Annotated in this window: 15 protein-coding genes and 1 pseudogene; 3 read left to right on the plus strand and 13 right to left on the minus strand. The window is 70.6% G+C overall.

The genetic code is table 11. The features are described 5' to 3' along the window. Positions 1-3: 3 nt before the first annotated feature. Together rfbA and ACIG5F_RS13350 are read right to left on the minus strand one after the other, a co-directional pair. Positions 4-876, minus strand: a complete 873-nt coding sequence (gene rfbA, locus ACIG5F_RS13345; protein WP_396517902.1) for a glucose-1-phosphate thymidylyltransferase RfbA — start codon at positions 874-876, stop codon at positions 4-6. Positions 877-1,024: 148 nt separating this feature from the next. Then, on the minus strand, positions 1,025-1,603 hold the full coding sequence (locus ACIG5F_RS13350) for a dTDP-4-dehydrorhamnose 3,5-epimerase family protein (protein WP_396517903.1): 579 nt from the start codon (positions 1,601-1,603) through the stop codon (positions 1,025-1,027). 194 nt (positions 1,604-1,797) lie between these two features. Here ACIG5F_RS13350 and ACIG5F_RS13355 point away from each other — a divergent pair. Continuing rightward, a pseudogene (locus ACIG5F_RS13355) lies at positions 1,798-2,118 on the plus strand (GDP-mannose 4,6-dehydratase); the annotation flags it as partial. A 160-nt stretch (positions 2,119-2,278) separates the two neighbouring features. Here the strand turns inward: ACIG5F_RS13355 and ACIG5F_RS13360 are convergent. From ACIG5F_RS13360 to ACIG5F_RS13395, 8 genes are all read right to left on the minus strand, one after another. Continuing rightward, positions 2,279-2,959: a LuxR C-terminal-related transcriptional regulator gene (locus ACIG5F_RS13360; protein WP_396517904.1), complete on the minus strand. Its 681-nt coding sequence runs from the start codon at positions 2,957-2,959 to the stop codon at positions 2,279-2,281. Between the two features lie 753 nt (positions 2,960-3,712). Next, complete coding sequence (locus tag ACIG5F_RS13365) at positions 3,713-6,442, minus strand: AAA family ATPase (protein WP_396517905.1); 2,730 nt, start codon at positions 6,440-6,442, stop codon at positions 3,713-3,715. 8 nt (positions 6,443-6,450) lie between these two features. Next, complete coding sequence (locus ACIG5F_RS13370; protein ID WP_396518102.1) at positions 6,451-8,895, minus strand: LuxR C-terminal-related transcriptional regulator; 2,445 nt, start codon at positions 8,893-8,895, stop codon at positions 6,451-6,453. Between the two features lie 5 nt (positions 8,896-8,900). Continuing rightward, positions 8,901-11,489, minus strand: coding sequence for an AAA family ATPase (locus tag ACIG5F_RS13375; RefSeq protein ID WP_396517906.1), 2,589 nt, complete (start codon positions 11,487-11,489; stop codon positions 8,901-8,903). 181 nt (positions 11,490-11,670) lie between these two features. Further along, positions 11,671-11,991 (minus strand): hypothetical protein, encoded by a 321-nt coding sequence (locus tag ACIG5F_RS13380; protein ID WP_396517907.1) that lies wholly within the window; start codon positions 11,989-11,991, stop codon positions 11,671-11,673. Between the two features lie 25 nt (positions 11,992-12,016). Beyond that, positions 12,017-12,466 (minus strand): hypothetical protein, encoded by a 450-nt coding sequence (locus ACIG5F_RS13385; RefSeq protein ID WP_396517908.1) that lies wholly within the window; start codon positions 12,464-12,466, stop codon positions 12,017-12,019. Between the two features lie 421 nt (positions 12,467-12,887). Continuing rightward, entirely contained in the window at positions 12,888-13,553 is a 666-nt protein-coding gene (locus ACIG5F_RS13390) for a response regulator (RefSeq protein ID WP_396517909.1), read from the minus strand. Then, positions 13,550-14,842 (minus strand): sensor histidine kinase, encoded by a 1,293-nt coding sequence (locus ACIG5F_RS13395; protein ID WP_396517910.1) that lies wholly within the window; start codon positions 14,840-14,842, stop codon positions 13,550-13,552. The genes ACIG5F_RS13390 and ACIG5F_RS13395 overlap by 4 nt, the downstream gene beginning before the upstream one ends. 201 nt (positions 14,843-15,043) lie before the next feature. Between ACIG5F_RS13395 and ACIG5F_RS13400 the strand changes: the two genes are divergently transcribed. Then, positions 15,044-15,790 (plus strand): thioesterase II family protein, encoded by a 747-nt coding sequence (locus tag ACIG5F_RS13400; RefSeq protein ID WP_396517911.1) that lies wholly within the window; start codon positions 15,044-15,046, stop codon positions 15,788-15,790. A gap of 497 nt (positions 15,791-16,287) precedes the next feature. Here the strand turns inward: ACIG5F_RS13400 and ACIG5F_RS13405 are convergent, their stop codons facing one another. From ACIG5F_RS13405 to ACIG5F_RS13415, 3 genes are all read right to left on the minus strand, one after another. Further along, complete coding sequence (locus ACIG5F_RS13405) at positions 16,288-17,385, minus strand: DUF222 domain-containing protein (protein WP_396517912.1); 1,098 nt, start codon at positions 17,383-17,385, stop codon at positions 16,288-16,290. 781 nt (positions 17,386-18,166) lie between these two features. After that, positions 18,167-19,075, minus strand: a complete 909-nt coding sequence (locus tag ACIG5F_RS13410) for an RluA family pseudouridine synthase (RefSeq protein ID WP_396517913.1) — start codon at positions 19,073-19,075, stop codon at positions 18,167-18,169. Between the two features lie 125 nt (positions 19,076-19,200). Next, the gene (locus ACIG5F_RS13415) at positions 19,201-21,321 is read right to left on the minus strand and encodes an RICIN domain-containing protein (protein WP_396518103.1); all 2,121 of its coding nucleotides are present in this window, start codon (positions 21,319-21,321) and stop codon (positions 19,201-19,203) included. A gap of 295 nt (positions 21,322-21,616) precedes the next feature. On the opposite strand from ACIG5F_RS13415, the gene ACIG5F_RS13420 reads away from it, so the two are divergent. After that, positions 21,617-23,008: a hypothetical protein gene (locus ACIG5F_RS13420; RefSeq protein WP_396517914.1), complete on the plus strand. Its 1,392-nt coding sequence runs from the start codon at positions 21,617-21,619 to the stop codon at positions 23,006-23,008. Positions 23,009-23,017: the final 9 nt, after the last annotated feature.

Raw genomic sequence — 23,017 nt, forward strand, 5'->3', positions numbered from 1 at the left:
CTCTCAGGCGCCTGCGGCGGCCACGGTCATCAGGTACTTGCCGTACCCGGACTTGGCCAGCTTCTCGCCCAGCCGGTAGCACTCGTCGGCGCTGATGAAGCCCATCCGCATCGCGATCTCCTCGAGACACGCGATGCCCACGCCCTGCCGGTTCTGCAGGGTCTGCACGTACTGCGAGGCCTCCAGCAGCGCGTCGTGCATGCCCGTGTCCAGCCAGGCGAAACCGCGGCCGAGGTCGACCACGTGCACCTTGTCCCGGGCCTGGTAGGCGCGGATCACGTCGGTGATCTCCAGCTCGCCGCGGGCCGAGGGCTTGAGGTTGCGGGCGATGTCCACGACGTCGTTGTCGTAGAAGTACAGCCCGGTGATGGCGCGGTTGGACTTGGGCTGGGCCGGCTTCTCCTCGATGGAGATCAGCTTGCCGGTGGCGTCGACCTCGCCCACGCCGTAGCGCTCGGGGTCGGCCACCGGGTAGCCGAACAGCACCGCGCCGTCGAGATTGCGCGCGGTGTTGGCCAGCAGCTCGGAGAAACCGGGGCCGTGGAAGACGTTGTCGCCCAGGATCAGCGCGACCGAGTCGTCGCCGATGTGGTCGGCGCCGATGGTGAACGCCTGCGGCAGGCCGTCCGGGCTGGGCTGCACCGCATAGCTGATGTTCAGGCCCAGCTCGGACCCGTCGCCGAGCAGGCGCTCGAACAGCGGCAGGTCGGTCGGCGTCGAGATGAGCAGGATGTCCTGGATGTCGGCGAGCATGAGCACCGACAGCGGGTAGTACACCATCGGCTTGTCGTAGATGGGCATCAGCTGCTTGGACACCCCGAGAGTCGCCGGGTGCAGGCGCGTTCCGCTGCCGCCGGCGAGAATGATTCCCTTCACTGCCCGTACCTACCGTCTTGTCGGCGATCTGTGCTTGGGTCAAGCGGGTGCGATCATCGGCGCCTCGCGCGGTGTCCCGGGCGGCTGACGGCCCGAGTCTGGTCGAACCCCCACAATCCGGCCCGATCCAGTCCCACGCGCGGCCCGGTCACACCCGGCAGTCCTCGAACCTCGGCAGCAGGCCGTCGGCCAGCGCCTGGGCCAGCGTCGGCGCGACCGTGTCCCGGTCCGACCGCACCGGGTCGAGGCCGGCCGGCACCGGCAGGCCGATCTCCGGGTCCAGCGGGTTGACCGAGAGCTCGTCGTCGGCGCGGTACGGGGCCGTGCACAGGAAAACCATGTCGGTGTCGTCCTCCAGCGCCACGAAGGCGTGGCCGAGGCCGCTGGTCAGGTAGATGGCCCGGTAGGACACCTCGTCGAGGTCGACGGCGTCCCACCGGCCGAAGCTCGGCGAGCCCTCCCGCAGGTCGACCACGAAGTTCAGCGCCCGGCCCCGGGCGCAGTGGATGTACTTGGCGCAGCCGGGCGGCGCGGTGGTGAAGTGGATGCCCCGCAGCACCCCCCGGCGCGAGGTGCTGTGGAAGGACCGGGCCAGCCGGAAGGGCGCGCCGGTCGCGTCCGAGAAGGCCGGTTCCTGGAGCGGGGAGACGAACAGGCCGCGCTGGTCGGCGAACACCGTCGGGCTGAATTCGAGCGCGCCCTCGATCGCGAGTTCACGTACCTTCATGGCCGCGAAAGGTAGTCCGACTCACGACATCGGCGGCCGGGAGCACAGCCGGTGTGAGAGTTTTCCCAGTTCCCGACTGGTAGCCGGCGGTGACCGGATCCCCCGTCCGCCCACACTGCCGACACCGCCACCCGCGCGTGGCTGTCCGATGTGGATATCGAATCTTCATTGCACACCAACAAAGAGAGCCAACTATGCAGATCCCGGTCACCGGCGGCGCCGGTTTCATCGGGTCCGACTACGTGCGCAAGGCGCTCGGCGGTCACCACCCGGCCTACGCCGACACCGAGGTCGTCGTGCTGGACAAGCTGACCTACGCCGGCAATCTCGCGAACCTGGCCCCCGTCAACGACAATCCCCGGTTTCGCTTCGTGCGGGGCGACATCTGCGACGCGGAGCTGGTCGGCAAGCTGATGGCCGGCGTGGACGTCGTTGTCCACTTCGCGGCCGAGTCCCATGTGGACCGTTCCATCCAGGGATCCGCGCAGTTCATCCGCACCAACGTGTTGGGCACCCCGCAGGGACCACGACCGCCGCTACTCGGTGGACATCACCAAGATCTCCACCGAGCTCGGCTACGTCCCGCAGGTCCCGTTCGAGCAGGCCTGGCCGACACCGCGGCCTGGCACAAGGAGAACCGCGACTGGCAGGAGCCGCCCAAGAACAGAGCCACCCTCATTTGATGTACTCGGCCGGCACGTGCGGCGGCCAGACGCCCACCGACAGGATCCCGATCGAGTAGGACTTCGACACCAGCGCCGCCCGGTTGGGCACCTTGAACCGGCGCAGCATGGTGCTCACGTGGTACTCGACGCCCTGCCGGGACAGGAACAGGTCGCTGGCCAGCCGCACGGTGCCGGTCCCCATCGCCACGCCCTCCAGGATCCGGGCGTCCAGCTTGCTGAGCAGCTTCTTGTTCTGAGCGATGGCCCGCTGGGAGTCGGTGGCCACCCGCTCCGGCCGGATGAAGGTGATGACGTTGCTGATCTGGCCGATGTCGGTCTGCACCGCGATGCTGGTCAGCTCGCCGGAGAAGGCGGGCTTGCCCAGCGGGATCGCCACCACACGGTCGGTGAACCGGGTGCGGTAGCCCTCCACGAGCCGGCGGAACTGGCCGCGCAGGTGGGTGCGGACCGACGGGTGGAAGTAGTCGTGCAGCTGCTGGCCGTTGAGCTCGGCCGGATCGGCGCCGAGCTGCTCCAGCAGGTCGGAGTTGGCGATCTGCACCCGCAGCCGCCGGTCGAGCACCGCCATGCACATCCCGTAGCGCTCGAAGAATGACTTGAAGATGTGCTCGTAACCGTCGTCGATGTCGACGGTGGACGGCAACGCCTCTAAGACCTGTCCGTTACTCATTCGCAGCCCCCAAGCCACTAAGCTTAAAAAGATTTCAAGCCAGCACATGTGGTGAACGTAAGACGAAAGGCCGGCTCGCACATTTCAAACTCTCTGATCCGAAGGTACCTTCACGGCTCTTACGAAGTCAATGTGACCTGTAGCCGGTTGGCTACAGGTTCGGTCCGAAAGTGAAATGGTTCGGACCGTTGCGAAGGTTGTCGACCCCCCAGGTACGGAACCCCTTAGGAACCCCTACTGGCGGTCACGCCTCCCCACTAAGCCCGCTAGAAACCGCCTCTGACCTGCAAAGACGCAACGTGACCGCAAATACGGGGGCGTCCGAACGGAGTAGCGGCGCCCACCCGCCCACTGCGCGGCGGTGAAAGCGGATTAAACTGCCGGGACCCGTTTCATTTCGATGGCGGGCCGTTCGACGGCCGGATGCCCGCCCGTAGAGTGGGTGAACAAATGGGCAGGGCACACGGAGAGTAGATCCGACCGGCCCCGCCCGGGGCGGCGATCGCCCCGGGCCCGCCCCGCCCGCCCGCCCACGCGCCCGCGGGGACCGGTCGAACCGCCCATTCACCGCGATCTTGACGCCACGCAGCGCCCCGCCCTGACCAGGCGTGGCGCTGCTCGCGGGTGGGGACGGCGGGCCCCGGTCGTCACCGGTCGCGCAGTGGTCCACCACGGCGCGGAGAGCCGGCGACGAAGATCAATTCGACCCGCCCCGGACAACGGCCGGCGGCGGCCCCTATTTCCGGGCGCCCCCTATTGCCCGGCTTTCGCCTCGGCGAACGCGATGAGCAGTCCGGAACGGCCGTCAACATCAAGCTTGCGATAAATCTTCGTTAAGTGCTTTTCGACGGCCCGGCGGGTGACGCCGAGTTTGGCCGCTATTTCGCCGTTGGCCCGGCCGCCGAGCACCAGGTCGACCACCTGCTGCTCGGTGGCGGTCAGCCCGGCGCGCTTGGCGGCCTCGGTGTGCCGGCCGGTGCGGGGGTCCTCGTCGCCGGCCGGCATCCAGCCCTGGCTGCTGACCGCGGTGGCGAACACCGCCTCCCGCAGCCGCTGCTCGGACTCGACCTGGTCCACGGTGCGCAGCCGGTCGCCCAGCAAGGTCAGGGTCTTGGCCAGCTCGAAGCGGTTGGGCCCGCCGGACAGCACGGCCATCGACTCGCGCAGCAGCTCGATGGCCCGCGGGCCGTCGGTCAGCCGGGCGCTGGCCCGCAGCGCCCGGCCGAGCGGCACCGCCGAACTCCAGGCCCGCGCGTGCGAAACCTCCTGCTCCACCAGGGAAGCGGCGCTGTCGAGGTCGCCGAGCCGGAACAGCGCGCGGGCCAGCCAGACCCGCCACGGCAGCAGCGCCGGGTTGGTCCAGCCCAGCTGGGTGAGCTGGCGGCCGGAGTCCTGGAGCCGCTCCACCGCGGGCCGCACGGTCTGCGGCGTGGCCAGGACCGTGGCCAGCAGCTGCCGGACGCACCGGTGCCGCAGGGTCAGCGACTCCTCCAGACGCGCGTCGTAGGCGGCGGCCACCCGTTCGATCAGCACGGTGTGGTTGCCCGCGCCGACCAGGTGCAACACGGCCAAGCCCAGCGGCTCCAGGAAACCGGTGGCCCCGGCCAGGTCCGGCGAGCCGGCCAGCTCCAGCGCCTCGGTGGCGTGCCGGACCAGGTCGGTCAGCTGTCCACTGTGGGCGGTGTTGAGGGCGAGCTGGCTCAGCAGCAGCAGGCGGTCCTCGATGTCGTCGAGCATGCGGGACCGCTCGATCGCCAGCGACAGCCACGACCGCACGATGTCGTGCCGCTGCGCGGCCATCGCCGAGGAGATCACCAGCGGCACCGCGGTGCCCGGATAGCCGCGGCGGACGTGCTCCCGGGACAGCAACGGCCCAACGGCCATGCCGACCTGGGTAGCGGTCATCCGCTGGGTGAGCGCGCCGGCGTGCACCAGCACGGCCGTGAGCTCACGGTCGGCGGCGGTGTCGACCGGGAACTGGCCGCCACGCCGATCCAGCTCGTCCAGCACCGTCGGCTGGGCGACGGCGTCGCCGAGCATCGAGTACAGCGCCCGCGCACGCAGGCTGGTCGCCAACTGCTCGTCGACACCGCCGGATTCGGGCAGCTGCCCGGTGAACGCGTGCACCAGCGCCACCGTCGGCGGCGCGGCCCAGTCGACCACCACCGGCACGATGTCCACCACGGCCTGGGCCCGGTCGTGGACCGAGGGCAGCATCGGCAGCGCCTGCCGCAGGTGCCGGACGGCCGCGGCCTGGTCCACGGCCCGGTTGGCCGCCGCCAGCTCGATCAGGATCTCGGCCCGGGTGGTGCTCTCCGGCGGGCTGATCAGCAGCGCCCGGCGCAGGTGCGCACGGCCGACATCGCCGTTGCGGCGGCCGATAGCCGTGCGCGCGGCCATCCGCAGCACGTCCACCGCCCACTGCTCGTGCGGCACGGTGACCAGCGACAGGTGCTCGACGATCTGCTCGGCGGTCCCGGTCCGTTCGCCGAGCGCGGTCGCGGCCCGCAGGTGCAGCCGCTCGTAGTCCTCGGTCGACATCGCCTCCTCGATGACCTCGGCCACCGCGCGGTTGACCAGCCGGGCCGGGCGCTTGGCCGACAGCAGCCCCAGCCGGGACAGCGACCGCAGCACCGAGGCGCACTCCACGGCGTCCAGCTCGGTCAGCCGGGCGATCAGGTCGAGGTCGGCGTCGGAATCGAGGATGGCCAGCGCGTTGGCCACCAGCCGCACCGATTCGGGCTGGGCCCGCAGCGCGGCCAGCACCCAGCCGCCCAGCGCCACCGGCCGCACCGCGTCGACCCGCTCGGCGTCCAGGTCCAGGTGCTCGGTGCGGATCCCGTTGAGCAGCAGCGTGAGCATCATCGGGTTGCCGCCGCTGGTCGAGTGGCAGGCCAGCGCGAAGGCGTTGTCCCGCATCGGGCCGAAGTACTCGTGCACGAGGGTCTCGACGCCGTCCGGGGACAGCGGCCGCAGCTGGGTCGCCACGGTCGCGGTGCGGGCCAGCTCGCGCACGGCCACCTGCTCGGAGTCCGGGTCACCGTCCCTTGTGGACATCACGAGCGCCACCGGCGCGCCGTCGATGCGGCGGGCCAGGTAGCACAGCCAGGACAGCGACGGGGCGTCCGCCCACTGCACGTCGTCCACCAGCAGCAGGATCGCGCGCCGCTCGGCCTTGTCCACCAGCGCCGTGAACAGCTCGTGCAGGATGGCCGGGTCGGCCTCCTCCTGCTCGCCGAGCAGGTCGTCGCGTTCGAACAGCTGGTGCACCAGGCCGAAGGCGAAGTCGCGCTCGGCCCGCGCCGCGCTGGCCCGCAGCACCGTCACGTCGTGGTCGAAGGCGCGCTGGGCGATCTCCTCCAGCAGGGCCGACTTGCCGCCGCCCATCCACGAGCTGACCAGCATCGAGCTGCCGCGCCCGCGGGCCGCGCCCGCGAGGGCCTCGTCCGCGAGCGCCAGCTCGTCGGTTCTCTCCAACAGCATCAACGCACCTACTCAGCCTTCCGCAGCACCGACCCGAGCTGCCCCCGACCCTGGATGTCGAGCTTGTGGTACACGCCGGTGAGGTGGGCCTCCACCGCCCGCGTGCTGATGGACAGGCGGCGGGCGATCACCGCGTTGGGCACCCGGTCCGCGGCCAGGCCGGCCACCCTCGCCTCCACTTCGGACAGGCAGAGCCGGGCCCCGAGCACGGCGGCCGCGCGGCGCGAGGCCAGCTCGGCGATCCGCTGCTCGGCGATGTCCCAGCCGAGGTCGGCGGACAGGTCCCCGGCCTCCTCCAGAAGGGAGCCGACCTCGGGCCAGTCGCCCTCGTCGGCGTGCAGGGTGGCCAGTTCCAGCAGGGCCCGGACGTAGTACGTGTCGGTGGGCGAGTCCCGCAGCAGCGCCGCCGCCGCGTTCAGGTGCCCCATCGAGGCCTGGTCGCGGCGGGCCATGCCGGCGTTCATGTGGGCCAACCCGATGCTGCTGTTGGTGCCCCAGGCGTGGGCCGCGGCCAGCTCGCCCTCGATCAGCCCGTTGCCGGGGCCGGCCAGGGCGGCGGTGGACCGCCACGGCAGCAGCGCCGGGTTGTCCCACTGCCGGGACAGCAGCCGCCGGCCGGCCTCCAGCACGTAGTCGCGGCCCTTGGCCACGTCCACGCCGGCGGAGATCCGCCGCAGTCCCATCGCGAACAGCAGCAGCGTCCAGCCGTAGCCGCGCTCGGCCGCCGGGGCCGGCGGGGTCGCCTCCACCCGCTCGGCGTCCTCGTGCCGGCCGAGCACCGCGTAGATGATCATCTCGGTGGCGGCCACGGACGGCTGCAGCATCGGCGGCCACCGGTCGTCGCGCACCTCGTGCTTGGCCACGGCCAGATCCCGCAGCGCCGCCGGGAACCGGCCGGTGGACAGCTGCAGGCGCGCCCGGCTGAGCAGCGCGCTGGCCGCGGCGACCGGGATGGCGCGGCGACGGGACTCCCGCACGACCTCGTCCAGCGCCCGGGCCGCGAGGTCGACGTCGTCGGTCAGCACCAGCGCGTTGGCCGCGCAGATCCGGGGCGCCAGCAGGGCGTCGGTGACGGCCTGGCCCTCCAGCGCCGCGGTGGCCAGCGCGCGCACCGCCTTGAGGTTGCGGCCGTTGGCCGCCCGGCGCCAGGCCGCCACCCCGGACTGGGCCGGGTCGGCCGGTAAATCGGGCAGTTCCGGGACCAGGTCGGCGCCGGGGCGGGGCGGGCTCGGCATGCCGCTCTCGCCGAGCCAGTACAGCGCCACCATCCCGTCCCGGCCGGCCCGGCCCAGGTCGTCGCGCCCGCAGGCGCGGGCGATCGCCGCCCGGCCGTCGTCGGCGCAGTGGTGCAGGCTGAGCACGTCCGCGGCGCGCAGCATGGTGCGGGCCAACCGATCCCCGCCGGCGCCGAGCAGCGCCCGCGCGATCCGGCGCTCGCCGAGCTCGTGGGCCGTGTGCAGCTGGACCTCGCCCAGCTCGGCCAGCAGCCGCACCTCGGTCACCTCGTCGACCGGCTCGGCCAGCGCGCGTTCGAGCAGCCGCGCGGCGAACTCGTGCTCGCCCCGGGTCCTCGCGTCCGCCGCCGCCTGCCGCAGCGCGCGCACCACCCATGGCGTCCGCAGCGGCGGCACGTGCAGCGCGAACGCGGCGGTGTCGGCCTCGGGCAGCCCTGCGCGGTAACAGAGTTCGGCCGCCCGCGTGTAGAGGTCGGCGCGGTCCGCGCCGGTCATGGACTCCAGCAGCGCCTCGGCGACGGCCGGGTTCGCCGCGGTCGGCCCGCGCCGGCCGGCCACGACGAGCCCGGTGCGCAGCGCGGCGTCCAGCAGCGCGACGCGCGGCATGCCGTCCCGCCCGGCCAGCTGCCGCACCAGATCGAGGTCCAGCCGGCCGTCGGCGACCGCGATCGCCCGCAACAGCCGGAGCACGTCGTCCGGGATCCCGTCCAGCACCGGCTCGACCGCGCCCGCGCCCGGCCCCAGCCAGATCGACAGCGCCGCCGGGTCGTCGTCGAACACCGAGACCCGAGCCCCGGTGCTGCCCAACACGATCAGCAACGGCTCGGTCCGCGCGCGGCGGGCCAGCGCCCGCAGCCACCAGCCCGACTCGGGGTCCAGCCACTGCGCGTCGTCCACCGCGATCACCAGCGGACGCTTGCGCACGGCCGGCAGCACACGGGCGTGCACCGCCCGCATGGCGGCGCGCTCCTCGGTGACCGGCTTCGCCCCCAGCGCCAACAGGATCTGCGAGGCGACGCCGAAGCGCAGGCCGGTCTCGACCGGCGAGGCGATGGCCCGCACGGCGTGGAAACCGCTCTCCACCGACGCGGCCACCAGCTCGGCCACGGCGGACGTGGCCGGATTGCCTTGCGGGCCACCGATGTGCACGACCTGACCGACGCCGGCGCGCACTCGCGCCACCACGTCGCCGGCCGGCCGACCGTCGATCGTCGCCATGTCGCTCACGCCAGGCGTCTCCGCAGCTCGCGGCGCCCGCTCACGCACAGCTTGCGGTACACGTTGGTCAGATGCGCCTCCACGGTGCGCACGTGCACGGACAGCTGGACGGCGATCTCCCGGTTGGTGTGGCCGTCGACGGCCAACGCGGCGATCCGGCGCTCGGACTCGCTGAGCGTCCGCTCGGCCGACTGCCCCGCGCCCTGGCGGTGCCCGCTGGGGGCCGACCGCTCGGCCGCGGGCCGCTCCGGCATCGGCCGGTCGGCGCCGGCGATGGCGTGCTCGGCGCCGGCGACCCGGACCAGGTGCCGGCGCGGGGCCACGCCGTCCCGCTGCCGGGCCAGCCGGTTGCCGAGAATTCTCTTGGCCCGCCAGTAGGTCTGCCGCGCCGGCGACCGGGACAGCAGCGTGACCGCCTCGGAGATGGACCGAATCCCGTCGCTGCCACCGGTCAGCAGGCCACGGCCGAGCGCGGCCGCGCCGAGGGCGTGCGCGGTGCCCCAGCGCTGCGCCCCCTGCTCGGCCCACTCGATCAGCTCGCGGGCCTCCCGGCCCCGGCCGAGCGTGGACAGGCCGCAGACCAGGTCGAGCCAGACCGGCGACATCACCGGGTTCTCGATGCGCACGGACTCGCGCAGGCGCTCGCACTCCCACATCACGTCGACCGCCCCGCTCTGGTCGCCGGACATCCACCGGTGGCGGGCGACGGCCACCAGGTAGCGCATCTCCAGCACCGGCCGGTCGCTCAGCCAGTCCCGGTCGACCCGGGCCAGCGCCGACTGCGCGCGGTCGACATCGCCGCGGGCCAACAGGTTCAGGGCCAGCGCGGTCCGGGCGATCGCGCCGCGGGACTGCCAGCCCTCGCGCTCGACGATGGCCGTCGCCTCGCGGGCGTCGTCCAGGGAGTCGCCCAGCTGCGCGGCGTCGAGCGCGATCAGCGAGCGGAAGGACAGGCTCTGGCACCGGGCCCAGGCCGAGTCGACATCGTCGTCGAGCCGGGCGGTGATCGCCTCCAGCGCGGCGCCGGTCTCGTCGGCGGCGTGCAGCGTGGACGCGCTGGTCCACCACCACCATTCGCCCAGGCCCCGAACGCCGGCGCCGAGCGCGTGCCGCGTGTCCTCGGCCGCCCGCCGCGCGTCGTTGCCGCTGAGGGTGGCCGCCCACGCCCGCGCCGCCGACGCGCGGCGGGCCGAGGCCGGGCAGTGCCAGCTCCCGGTGACGTACCGGGACATGTAGGTGTCGGCCTGGGAGCGCAGCATCAGCAGCACCGGCTCCAGCGCGGCGACCGTCAAATCGTCCTCATCGGACAGTCGGGTCATCGCCTGGGTGGCCAGCTCGACGGCGATCGGGCTCCACATCGGATTGATCGACCCGCCACCGAACCTGAGGACCGCTCGGGACAGCGCCAGCGGGTCGGTCTCGGCCGCGAGCACCGCGGCCAACTCCGCGTCGGGCAGGACCTCCTCGGAAGTTGCCGCTACGGCAAGGCTTTCCTCGCCCGGCGCCGCGGGCGCCAGCCCCGCGTCCGCCCGCAGCGCCGCCGCGCCCGCACGCAGCCGGCCCCGCTCCGAAGCGGACAGCTCGGCCAGCACGCCGGCCAGCACGGCGTCGCGGACCGGGCCGGCGGCCAGCCGCCGGTCCAGCTCGTCGATCACCTGGGCGACGTCCCGGGCCGAGACTCCGGACAGGGCCGCCGCCAGCTCGACATCGGCCACCCCCAGCGACGCGACCGCCCGCAACACGGCCGCGGCGCCGGGGTTCGAGCCGAACAGGCAGTGCGGCAACAGCGGGGCCAGCGCCACGCTGCCCACCTCCATCGCCCGCGCCAGGTCCTCGTCGACCGGGTAGATCCCGGACGTGCACAACACAGAGGCCAGCCGGCGCAGCAGCGCCGGCACGCCGGCCGACAACGTGCGGCACAGCTCGGTGAACGCCGGCATCGGCGGCTCCCCGAACGCGCGGTGCAGCACCTCGGCGACGCCGTCGGAATCCAGCGGCGGCAATGTGAGGATCGTGTTGTCCGACGCGGATGCCGCCTCCGACAACACTTCCGCGGCGTCGACCGGGCCGTGGTCGGCCTGCGCGACCACCACCAGCACCGGGACGCCCGCGGCCCTCCGGACCAGGAAGTTCAGCCAGGCCAAGGAATCGTGGTCACACCGGTGCGCGTCGTCGACCAGCACCAGCACCGGCCGCCGCTCGGCCAGCCGGATCACCGGCCCGGTGAGCACTCGCAGCCGCGCGTACGGGGCCGTGCCCGACGAGGTCCGCGGTGCTTGCTCAGTCAACTGCTCACACGCCTCCGCCGCAACGCGTTCGGCCAGCGACAGTGCCGCTTGGCCCTGCGCGCATCCTGCCAGCAGCACGGTGAACCCGTCGGCCGCCCGTTCGGACAAGAGGTGAAGAAAGGCAGTCTTTCCGGTCCCGATTCCCCCGCTGACCACCACGAGTCCGCCCTGGCCGTCGCGGGTCCGCGCCAGCCGGCCGGCCACCGCCGCGAGTTGGCCCTCGCGGTCGACGAGGCCGGAACCGCTGGACAACACCGCGGTGTCGGCCATCGAGTCCCCCTCGAAGTCACGCGATTCCATCGTCATCGCCGCGCTGATCTCCCCGGTTTCCGCAGTATAACTGGACAAAACGTGACTCGACGTGACCTGAGGGTAAACGGAGGAGTGCTCACGGCTTCCCGGTGCGACAACTGCCATGGCGGATTCCTCCCCGACGAAGTTCGAAACCGGCGGCCGCCTCACCGCCGGCCTCGTGAGACAGCGGGTCTCATGCGACGGACCGGCGGATGCGCCGCTCGATCACGATGGTGGAGGTCCAGCCGATGGCCAGGCACACCACGGCGGCCACGTCCATCGGGATCTGGTACTTGGTGCCCACGTAGACCAGCTGGGCGTAGGTGACCAGGCCGTAGCCGGCGATGGAGAAGATGTGGGCCAGGGCCAGCGTCTTGTTGTGCTGGGAGCGCCGGGTGAGCCGGCCGGACGAGGACACCAGACCCAGCAGCGCCAGCAGCATGCGCAGCGCGGCGATGGCGAGGGCGACGGTGATGACCAACCCCAGTAGCTGGAGCCAGGTGTTGTTGTCCACAGTATTCTCCTGAAAAACGTGAAGGTCAGCGGTAGCCGTGGGACGCGTTGCGGGCGACCCGGTGCCACTCGGTGAGCATGGCGAACCAGCGGACGTTGTCCGTCCGCTCCCAGAACCAGCGGTAGTTGAGCAGGAGGTAGACCTCCTCGCCGTCGGTCTGGTGCAGGATGATCGGCGCCCCGAACTTCTTCACCCCGCCGCCGATGAAGCGGTCGTAGTGCGGGGTGAACGTGTTGCTGATGCTGTCGATCTGGCTCGGGTAGACGGTCACGTCGCTGCCCTCGCCACCCCAGTCGGTGAGCACCAGCCGGCTGCTGTGCAGCACGACGGTCCCGCGGTGCGGGAACAGCACCTTCTGGTTGATCATCGCTTTGGCGTAGTCCACCTTGGTGGTGGACTTGAGGAAACTCGTGGTCGTGCCGATGTACTCGGCGCGGTCGACGGCTCCACCAGGCGCAGACGTGAATCCGGTCATGGGCTCAAGTCTGGCCGGGGCCACCGGTCGACACAGCCAGCTTCGGTACAGCCGACCGCACCTTCCGTCGGTCCCGGGTACCGACTTTGGTATACGTCCGATCGGCCGGTCAGCTGCCCGATCGGCCCCGCCCCACCGCCCCGACACGGCGATGTCGAGGCACGGCCAACTCCCGGATCACCGGAATTCCCCCAAGATCAAGGGACCAAACCTCACGTTCAACGCCAGGAAGGGCCCCTTCATGACACCAGACGCCATGAAGGGGCCCTTCCTCACGTTCAACGTCAGTATGGGGCCCTTCATGACACCAAAAAACTGACAGGAAAGGCCCGCTCACTGCACCAGGCGCCAGTATCGGGCCTTCCTGGCGTTGCCGGGGTCACTGCACTGGGGTCACTGCACTGGGGTCACTGCGCTGGGGTCACTGGGCGTCGTGGGCGAGCAGGGCGATCTGCACCCGGTTGTTGAAGTCGAGCTTGGTCAGGATGCGGGTGATGTGCGCCTTGACCGTCGGCACGCTCATGAACAGCTGCTGGGCGATCTGGGCGTTGGTCTTGCCCTCGCCGATGGCCTTGGCCACCTCCTGCTCCCGGGTCGAGAGCTGGGCGAACTGGTCCTTGGCCACCTGCTGGCGGTTGGGCTGCCAGTCGTCGGAGATGTGGTCGATGAGCTTGCGGGTCACGGTCGGCGACAGGATCGGCTCGCCGGCGGCGACGCGCTTGATGGCGGCCACGATCTCGGCCGGCGGCGTGTACTTGAGCAGGAAGCCGCTGGCCCCGGCGCGCAGCGCCCGCAGCACGTGGTCGTCGGTGTCCAGTGTGGTCAGGATGATGATCTCGGGTGGGTTCTCCCGGGAGCGCAGCTTCTGGGTGGCGGTCAGGCCGTCCATCTGCGGCATCCGGATGTCCATCAGGACCACGTCGGGCCGCAGCGACTCCACGGCCTTGAGCGCCTCGACGCCGTTGGTGGCCTCGCCCAGGATCTCCAGCTCGGCGGTGCCGCCGAGCATTGTCCGCAGGCCGCCGCGGACCAGCGGGTCGTCGTCGACGACAAGCAGTCGGATCGGCGCGTCGGGAAGCTCGCTCATGACGGCCAGGGTAGCCAGGCCCACAGGCGGAACTCGCCACCGGTGGTGCGGCCGTGTTCGAGCCGGCCGCCGGCCAGTGAGGCCCGCTCGACCAGGCCGGCCAGGCCGGAGCCGGAGCCGGGCACCGGCGCCGCCGCCGGGTCCAGGCGGTCCGCGCGCGGCCGGTGGTCGGCGACGGGGTTGACCATCTCCAGGGTGATGCCTTCGGCGGGCGCGCCCAGCACCTGGATGCGCACCGCGGATCCGGGCGCGTGTTTGCGAGTGTTGGTCAGGCCTTCCTGGAGGATCCGGTACACGGTGCTGGCCAGCTGGGCCGGGGCCTCGTCGGCCTCGGCCAGCCGCTCGTCGTAGCGCACCTCGGCGCCGGTCTGCCGGGTCTCCTCGACCAGCTCGGGCAGGTCGGCCAGGGTGTGCTTGCGCAGCGGCAGGTCGTCCTCGCCCTCCCCCGGCTCGCGCAGCACGTAGATGACCTCACGCAGGTCCAGCAGCGACTGGTGGGCGGTGGCCCGGATGACGCCGGCCACCCGGCTGAGCTCGTCGGCCGGCATGTCCGGCCGGAACTCCAGCGCGCCCGCGTGCATGCTGAGCAGCGACAACCGGTGCGCGAGCATGTCGTGCATCTCCCGGGCGATGCGTTCGCGCTCCCGCAGCCGGGCCTGGCCGACCCGCAACTCCTGCTCGGTCTCGGCCCGGTAGGCCCGCTCGGACAGCTCCACCACCAGCTGCCGGCGGGCCCGGATCGCCATGCCCCAGCCGACCGCCAGCACCGAGAGCAGCGAGTTGATCAGAACCGCCAGCCAGTAGGCCAGGCTGGTGTCCGGGTCGAGCGGCTGCACCCGGTACTGGACCAGGCTGGACACCAGCGCCAGCCCGGTCAGCCAGATCACCGGCCTGGTCTTGCGGTGCACGGCCACCGTGAACAGGGCGATCACGCTCGCGCCGCCGACGGTCAGGAACCAGGCCGACAGTCCGATCAGGATCAGCGTCTGCGAGACGGCGAAGCGGCGGCGCCACCACAGCCCGATCGAGGCCGCCACCCCGAGCGCGATGCTGACGTCCCAGCTCGGCGTCCACGGGTCGTCCGGGGAGGAGATCAGCAGCGAGAACGCGCCGATAATCAGCGAGACCAGCACGCACAGCAGGTCGACGGCGATGTCCCGGGGCGAGCGCTCCAGGTGGTCGGCCTCGTCGTCCAGGTCGGCGCGACGGCCGGCCAGGGCGGCCGGCAGCATGCCGGGGTGGTCCGGACCCGAAGCCGGGTGGCGGTCAGCTGGCTTCGTTCGGGTCACGAGGCATCATCGTAATGACCGGTAGCACCATGTAGAAGCCCGATCACTGCGCGCGACGCGCGTCACCTCGGGCGGCCGCGCCTACCAGCAGGGCGATCAGGTACTACGGCTTCCCCTAGCTTCGGGCCCGGCGAGAGGCGTGGCGAGACCGTTCTGCCTTCTAATGGTGGCCGGATTGTCGATCCGTGGCAGGGAGTGAGCATGACCGCGAGCGTCACCAACGACCAGTGGGCCCGGCGCTACCAGCCGGCCCCCGACGCCGCCGTGCGGCTGGTCTGCTTCCCGCACGCCGGCGGGGCCGCGCCCGCCTACCTGCCGTTCGCCCAGGCCCTCTCGCCCCGGCTCGACGTCGTGGCCATGCAGTACCCCGGTCGGCAGGACCGCCGCTCCGAGCCGTTCCTGACCACCATCGAGGCCATGGCCGACGCCGCCGTCGAGCCCGTGCTGGCGCTGGCCGACCGGCCCGTCGCCCTGTTCGGCCACAGCATGGGCGCGACCGTCGCCTACGAGGTCGCCCGCCGGCTGGAGGAGCGCGGCGTCGAACTCCGGGCGCTGTTCGCCAGCGGCCGCCGCGCGCCGTCCCGACACCGGGACGAATCCGTGCACACCAAGGGCGACAACGCGCTCATCGCCGAGATGAAGGCACTGTCCGGCACCGACAGCAAGGTGCTGGCCGACGACGAGATCCTGCGCATGATCCTGCCGGTGGTGCGCAACGACTACCGGGCCGCCGAAACCTACCGCTGGCAGCCGGGCGCGCCGCTGACCACGCCCATCCACGTCCACTTCGGACAGAGCGACCCCAAGGTCGACGCCGAGGAAGCCCAAGCCTGGCAGGAGCACACCACCGCCGAGTTCAGCATCACGCCCTACCCCGGCGCCCACTTCTACCTCAACAACCAGCTCCCCCGGCTGTCCAAGGCGATCACCGACTCTCTCGGCGTCTGAGCCGCCTCACTCGCTCGGGGCCGTTCATCCCGCCCGGCATGGACGTGGCCGGCGTCAGCGGCAAGCGCGGGGCCGAAGTCGGGTGCGGTTGTGGGTCGGGTGCCCGCGCCGCGCGGTTGCCGGGGGGTGGGTTTGCTTTTGCGGGGTGGGGGTTTTATGTGGTTGGGGGTGGGGTGGGTTCTGCTTTGTGGGGTAGGGGGCGTTGTGTGGTTGGGGATGGGGCGGTGGGTTGGTGGCTCCGGGTGGATTTTGTGTGGAGACCTCTGGGCGATGGCGTATCAAGGCGCTATCGGGCAGGCTCCGCCTGCCTCGATACGCAAAAAGCTTATGCCATCGCCCCCCTCCACACAAAATCCACCCTCCGATTGTCAAAGCGGAAAGTCTGTGTTGCCAGTCGCTTTCGCAGGTTACCGGCTTTGTGTTGTTGGAGGGTGTTTCGGTCCGTTGTGGAATTGTCAAAGAACAGTTTCAGTGAGCGGGGTGGGACTGCGTGGTGGTCAGTACTGGTGGGGCTGGGTGGTGTAGTGGCGGCCCTGGGGAGTGACCCAGTGCAGGGTGCCGTCGTCGTCGAGGGTGACGGTGTGGTTGCCGTGCTTGATGTGGTGGTGGTGTTGGCAGTAGCCCTTGAGCTGGTCCGGGTTCGTCTTTCCCTGGGGCCAGGGCACGGTGTGGTCGATTTCCTGGATCGGGTTGACACAGCCGGGGGCGCAGCAGGTGCCGCCGTCGCGGAGCTTGGTGAACTCCCGGCAGCGGGCTGGGGGCTTGTAGAGGTGGGTGGCCATGGCGGCGGCCCGCTGGTACTCGTCGAGCAGGACGCCGCGCCAGGGGCCGAGCATGGCGAGTTCGCGGGCGGAGTCGGCGCTGATGGGGCCGTAGCCGTCGAGCAGGCCCGGGTCCTCGGTCAAGCCCATCAAGGTCTCCATGGACAGGGTGACGTGGACCTGGACCTTGCGGTCGATGCCGTACCCGAGGAACCGGTCCAGGAACGCGTCCACTCGCTTCTGGTCAGTCGTGCGGCAGTCCTTGCACAACGCGCGGGCATCAGCGGTGGCGATGTCATAGCACTGCCGGGCGTCGATCGCCGACATCCGGATCCGCAGCTCGGCCATGCCGTTGGGCAGCGGGTAGAACTCGATCCGCCGTTCCTTGTCGCGCGCCTTCTGGCGACGCTGCTCGTAGCCGAGAGGATCGGCCTCGGCGACCAGCTTGGTGGTGCGGCGAGCCAACTGGGTGCGGGTGAGCTCAGCGGCGACGTCGACCAGTTGGTCTTCGATCTGGGGGATCGTGGCGGGGTCGAGGTGGACCACCCGCTCGTCCACGGTCTCCAGCCGGCGTAGGTCGATCTCCCCGCGTCGCAGCTGCTCACACAGCCGAGGCAGCCGGTCCAGGACCTCGGCGCGTTCTTGCTGGCGGAACAGGGACTGTTCGGACTCGTGGGTGGCCATCGACATCTCGGCCAGATCGTCGAAACCCCGGAGAATGCACAGCCGGGCATGGTCGGCAACCGCCGTGATCTTGCGGGCCGCGATGAATGCGGTGACTTGTTGCTCAGGTGTGAGAGTGGAAAGATCAGCACTCAGGAGCAGGTCCAGCATCGCTCCCGAAGGCTCCGCAGACTCTAGCTCTCGGGTGATTTCTTCCATACCCCAAGAATACCCCTATTGAAGATCCAAATCGAACCACTAACGGGTGAAATCCCGTTTCATACATAATCGCGACGACCCCACAAGCAGCATCACGACCCCACCCACAGCACCACGGCGACAATCATCTTCACCTCCACGCTCCGGAGGGTGGATTTTGCGCGGAGGGGGGCGATGGCATAAGCTTGTTGCGTATCGAGGCAGGCGGAGCCTGCCCGATAGCGCCTTGATACGCCATCGCCCAGAGGTCTCCGCGCAAAATCCACCCGGAGTCAGCTGGATAACGGCCCCTCGCCCCTCAAGCAGACTCCACCCCGCCGCCACCAACCCAAAACGATCCACCCCACCTCTCATCGCAATCCCCGCCCCCGGCAACCGCGCGGCGCGGGCACCCGAAGTACACCCACACCCGCCACCAGCACAACACACCCCAGACCTCGCCGGCCCCCTGACCCAACCCCATTGCCCGCCCAACCCAGGGGGCTTCCCCCGCTGCCATTCTACCGCCCAACGTCCGAAGTGGATCTTGGAGCGGCTTTGCCTGTGGATAGAACCCACGACGGTGTGCCCCCTGTGGATAGAGGCAGCAACCAGGTGCGTGACCTGCGGATCGAGCGGGCGATCGGACCCGACCTGCCGTCAAGCCCGCGCGACCCGATTGCGAGATCAACCACCGGCGACAGTATTCGGCCGCCTGATATCAGAGCCGGCGCCTATTACCCAACACAGGGAGTCAGTGCCAGGTGGACAGGGTTCGGCGGCTCTCGAAGCGGCGGGCCTCGCCGGTGAGCGGATCGTCGAACTCGAGGACTTTGGCCAGCAGCTGGAGCGGGTGGGTGAAGTCGTCGAGGGGCTTCTCGGTGAGCACGGGGTAGAAGTCGTCGTTGAGGATGGGCACGCCGAGCCCGCTCATGTGCAGCCGCAGCTGGTGGGTACGGCCGGTGAGGGGCCGCAGCCGATAGCGGCCGAGACCGTCGCGGTGCTCGACGAGGTCGACGAGGGTCTCGGCGTTGGGCGGCCCGGGCACCTCCTGGGCGACGATCACGCCCTTCTCCTTGACGATGCGGCTGCGCACGGTCGTGGGCAGGACCAGGTCGGCACGGTGTCGGGCGATGGCCTCGTATTCCTTGCGCACCAAGCGATCCCGGAACATCGTCTGGTACCGGCCACGGATTTCGGGGCGGATCAGGAACAGCACCAACCCGGACGTGACCCGGTCCAGACGGTGCGCGGGCACGAGGTCCGGCAGGTCGAGGTCTCGGCGCAGCCGCACCAGGGCGGTCTCGGCGATGTGCTGTCCGCGCGGGATCGTGGCCAGGAAATGAGGTTTGTCCACGACGAGCAGATCATCGTCCCGGTGCACGATGTCGATGGCGAACGGCACCGGCGTCTCCACCGGCAGGTCCCGGTGGAACCAGATCACGCCCTCCGGCACGAACGGGGCGTCGGGCCCCAGCGGACCGTCCACGTCGACGATTCGTCGCTCCCGCAACATCTCGTCGATCCGCGCGGGGTCCACTCGGGGCAGTCGGAACACGAGGTGCTCACGCAGCGTCCGCCACGGCCCCTCCGCCGGCATCCGCATCCGCACCGGGTCGAGGCCGAGGCGCTGCGGCAGTGGCGGCTTGGCTCGGCGTCTCATCTCACCGGTCATTATGCCGACAAAGGACGCCTCACCCTCGTTCAGCGCGGGTGAGGCGTCCTAATCGGCACGATGGTGGAGGGTGGTCGAGGAGGCCCAGCGGCTCCCCTCGACCACCCCCGGGCTCACGGGTAACTGACGATGTTCACCGGGGTGGTGTTGGTCGGGGTCTGCGCACCGGTGTCGTTGATGACGTGGGTGATCGACCCGCTGTTGCCCAGCGAGATGTCCATGATGTCGTGGAACTTGACGTTGCTGTTCTGCGGCGCCTCGAACGCGTGGTAGTTGTTCACGCTGGTGTTGGCGCTGAAGTAGCAGTACACGCCCAGGCCCCACGCCTCGTGGCTGGTGACGTTGGCGCCGACCTTGTAGGAGGCCCAGCCGTTGCGGGTGCCGTTCATGTACGACGCCTGGTTGGGCACGTCGTAGGGCATCTCGCTCTGGTAGAAGACGGTCTTGCCGCCCTGGCCGTTCCAGATCACCTGGTACTGCTGGTAGTGCTCGGCGAACAGGCCGTACGCGGTGACGTTGTTGCCGTTGACGATCAGGCCGTTCTGGGCGGTGTTGGTGCCCCAGCCGACGGTGCCGCCGTTGCCGTGGTCGGCCCGCCACAGCCAGGTGTCGTCGGTGATCACGTTGTTGCTGTTGACGACCAGCGACTGCGTGGCCTTGCCGACGGTCGCGCCGCCGATGCGGAAGTGCACGTCGGACAGCACGGTCGGGTCGGCGGAGTGGTCGGCGGACGAGCCGCTCGGGCCGACCTGCACCAGGGTCTGCGAGTTGGTGGTGCCGGCGTCGATGAGCAGGCCGGCGATCTTCACGCCGTTGACGTCGGCGGTGGAGATGGCGGTGACGCCGTTGTCCGGCACGAAGGTCGCGACGCCGAGGCCGAGGATCACGGTGTCGGCGCGGGTCACGTTGAGCGTCTGGTTGAGGTGGTAGATGCCCGGCGTGACAAGCAGGTTCTTGCCGGCGGCCAGCTGCGCGTTGATCGTCGCGGCGGTGTCACCCGACTTGACGATGTAGAACTGGCTGATCGGCAGCGAGGTGCCGGCCGGGTTGCCGTTGGCCCACGAGGTGCCCGAGCTGTTGGTGCGCAGCGCCGGCACGAACACGTTGTAGTTGCCGGAGCCGTCGACGTAGAGGTACGGCTTCTCGGCGATCACCGCGGTGTTGGTGATCGTGGTGTACGGCGGGCTGGGGAAGGTGTTGCCGGGCGCGCCCTGCACGCCGGAGAACACCATGTTCCAGTTGGAGCCGGCCCAGGAGCCGATGGTGTCGTTGCGGGACAGCCACTGCTGCTGGCTGCCGGACTGCACCTGGCCGGTGACCCGGGAGTCGGCCAGGAAGCCGCCGGAGGACCAGCCGTTGTCGTCCAGCTTCAGGTTGCCGTTGACCTGCACCCGGCGCAGCGGGTCGGCCTGCGAGACGGCCCAGGTGTTGGTGCCGCCGGGCGGGTTGATGGTCAGGCCTTCGGCGTCACGCCAGAAGTTCTGGGTGGCGTTGCCGCCGTCCCAGTCGGCCTCGACGTGCACCTGGCCGTTGATCGTGACCTGGCCCGGGGTCAGCCCCAGGCCGGCGACCTGCTCGTAGTAGCCGACGTTGGCGTCGACGTTGTAGGTGCCGGGCTTGAACAGCAGCGCGTAGCGACCGGTGCCGAACTGGGCGGTCTCCTGCGCGCTGAAGACGGAAGTGAGCTTGCTCTGGATCGTCGACGCCGACATGGACGGGTCGAAGACCGTCACGTTGGGGCCGAAGTCCGGGGTGCCGGGCGGCGGGGGCGGGGTGGTGCCGCCGCCACCGATGGAGAACGACTGCGCGGCGGTGCCGTTGCAGGTGTACTGCTGCAACTGAACGCTGTCGTTCACCGAGGCGCCGGGCACGTCCAGGCACTTGCCGCTGTTGCGGTTGACCAGGTGGTAGTTGCCGTTGCCCTCGTCGACCGGCAGCCACTGCTGGTTGGCGCCGCCACCGTAGAGCCACAGCTGGACCAGGGCCTGGTCGGCCGTGGAGACGTTGGTGACGTCCCAGACCTGCGCGGGCGCGCTGGCCGCGCCGATGCGGAAGTAGCCGGAGTCGGTGGCGGTGAAGGTCCACTGCTGGGCGCCGGATCCGTTGCAGCTGTACTGCTGCACGACGGTGGCGTTGGCGGTGGCCGCCGAGGCGGCGTCCACGCACTTTCCGCTGCTGACGTTGGTCACGGTGTAGGTGCCTGGATTCACCGCGGCGCTGGCCGCCGGCGCCATGGCGATGCTCACTGCGGTCGCGGACAGGGTCACGACCGCCGCCGCGAGCGCGGCGATACGCACAGGGGTCACAGTCCCACCTCGCTGGCGCTCGGCGAGTCTGCGACCGAGGCCGCTGTGGTGAATGGTGCCTTCGCAAGCTCAGTCACGAGGCCCTCCTGCTTCGCTGGAAAGAGGACAGGTGTCAGTAGTTGGCGGCCCCGACAAGGCCGAATGTTATGGGGGTCACAGGAAAGCGTCAATACACGACTTAAAATAAGTCAGAGACGATCCGACCGGCGAGGATCATGCTCGCATGGCTGGAAGGCGTCCGATCAGCACCGGGGCCGCCGTGGCCGGGCTGGTGGCGACGCTGGGCCTGGCCGCGCTGGCGGTGCGGCTGCCGACGGTCGCGCCGCTTCTGGCGGCCGTCGCCGGCTGGCTGGGCGTCGAAACCTGGCTGCACCACCGAATCGGCACCGCCGGGTTCGCCCACAGTCTGCACGATCGACTTGCCCGTTCCCGGGCGGGGTACGCGTCGTGGCAGCGGGCGCGTTTGGCTCAACAGCCCCGAACCGCGTCGGTCCAGTTCACGCTCGACCAACTGGACGCCGACGATGGGCCGATCCCCGCCTTGCTGCCGCTGCGACCCCATGCCGACCTCCGGGCCTACGTCGCCGACGAGCTGGCCGCCGCCTACAAACCTTTGCGACGACGCACCGCGACCGGCCGCACCGTGGCCGCGGAGCTGTTGCGCGCCAACATGGTCTATCCGCTGCTGGTCGACGGGCCGGCGCCGAAGCCCCGGCGGGCAAGGGAAATCACTGGGGCTTTCCTGGCTTGTGCCGTGGTAGTGGCGGCGCTGGCGTGGCTGGAGGTGTCCTGGCCCATCGAGCCGTCGATCTACCACCGCACGATCCCGTTGGCGCTGAGCCTGTCCCTGGCCTGCGTGGCGCCGCTGCTGGAGGTCGTGCTGGCCACGTCTCGTGGCCGCCGGGTCCGGCTCGTGGCGATCACCCTGGTGCCGCTGGCCTTCATGCTGTGCTGGACGGTCCGCCGGTCCTGGGACGTGAACTGGTGGCAGCCGACGTTCGGCGCCCGCGAATGGCTCGTCGTGTCAACGATCACCGTCGTGTCACTGGGTTTGCTGCTGTCCACTTCGTCCTTTCGCTGCCGGCACCGGCTCTCGCCGCGGCGGGTCGCCCAGCTGTCCTGGCTGTCGATCGCCTCGGTCGTGGCCGCCGGGCTCGGCCTGCTGGCCCCGGTGCTGGCCGGGCCGCCGCCACAACCGGCCTTCCCGCACGTGTCCTCGTGCTCGCTGCTGTCCCGTGCGGCGCTGGACCGGATCTCCCCCAACATCGACCGTGGGCCGGCCGCCACGTTCACCGAGGCCACCGTCAACGGCTGCGAGTGGTTCCAGGGCCAGGGCCCGCTGCCGATCGAGTTCGTCGCCATCGACGCCTACGTCGGCAGCGGCGACGTCGCGGCATCGACCCGGGAGTTCGACCTGGCCACCCGGGTCATCGCCGGGAGTCGGCGCGACCTGCCCGGGCCGTGTGACCAGGCCACCGAGGTGATCGGCGAGCGCGGCGTCGAAGTGGTGGTGCGCTGCGTCAACCTGGTGCTGTCGGTGTTCAGCTCAGCCCACGACCCGGGGCTGGCCGAGCGACTCGCCGTGGAGGCCGCGCGCGTGGCAACCGGGGGTTGATCTCCGGCT

It is taken from the genome of Kutzneria sp. NPDC052558 (assembly GCF_044547355.1).
GTDB lineage: Bacteria > Actinomycetota > Actinomycetes > Mycobacteriales > Pseudonocardiaceae > Kutzneria.

Coding starts and splice junctions, on each gene's coding strand:
- ACIG5F_RS13350 (WP_396517903.1), bottom strand. CDS start 1,603: ATGAAGGTACGTGAACTCGCGATCGAGGGCGCGCTCGAATTCAGCCCG.
- ACIG5F_RS13360 (WP_396517904.1), bottom strand. CDS start 2,959: ATGAGTAACGGACAGGTCTTAGAGGCGTTGCCGTCCACCGTCGACATC.
- ACIG5F_RS13365 (WP_396517905.1), bottom strand. CDS start 6,442: ATGCTGTTGGAGAGAACCGACGAGCTGGCGCTCGCGGACGAGGCCCTC.
- ACIG5F_RS13370 (WP_396518102.1), bottom strand. CDS start 8,895: ATGGCGACGATCGACGGTCGGCCGGCCGGCGACGTGGTGGCGCGAGTG.
- ACIG5F_RS13375 (WP_396517906.1), bottom strand. CDS start 11,489: ATGACGATGGAATCGCGTGACTTCGAGGGGGACTCGATGGCCGACACC.
- ACIG5F_RS13385 (WP_396517908.1), bottom strand. CDS start 12,466: ATGACCGGATTCACGTCTGCGCCTGGTGGAGCCGTCGACCGCGCCGAG.
- ACIG5F_RS13390 (WP_396517909.1), bottom strand. CDS start 13,553: ATGAGCGAGCTTCCCGACGCGCCGATCCGACTGCTTGTCGTCGACGAC.
- ACIG5F_RS13400 (WP_396517911.1), top strand. CDS start 15,044: ATGACCGCGAGCGTCACCAACGACCAGTGGGCCCGGCGCTACCAGCCG.
- ACIG5F_RS13405 (WP_396517912.1), bottom strand. CDS start 17,385: ATGCTGGACCTGCTCCTGAGTGCTGATCTTTCCACTCTCACACCTGAG.
- ACIG5F_RS13410 (WP_396517913.1), bottom strand. CDS start 19,075: ATGAGACGCCGAGCCAAGCCGCCACTGCCGCAGCGCCTCGGCCTCGAC.
- ACIG5F_RS13415 (WP_396518103.1), bottom strand. CDS start 21,321: ATGGCGCCGGCGGCCAGCGCCGCGGTGAATCCAGGCACCTACACCGTG.
- ACIG5F_RS13420 (WP_396517914.1), top strand. CDS start 21,617: ATGGCTGGAAGGCGTCCGATCAGCACCGGGGCCGCCGTGGCCGGGCTG.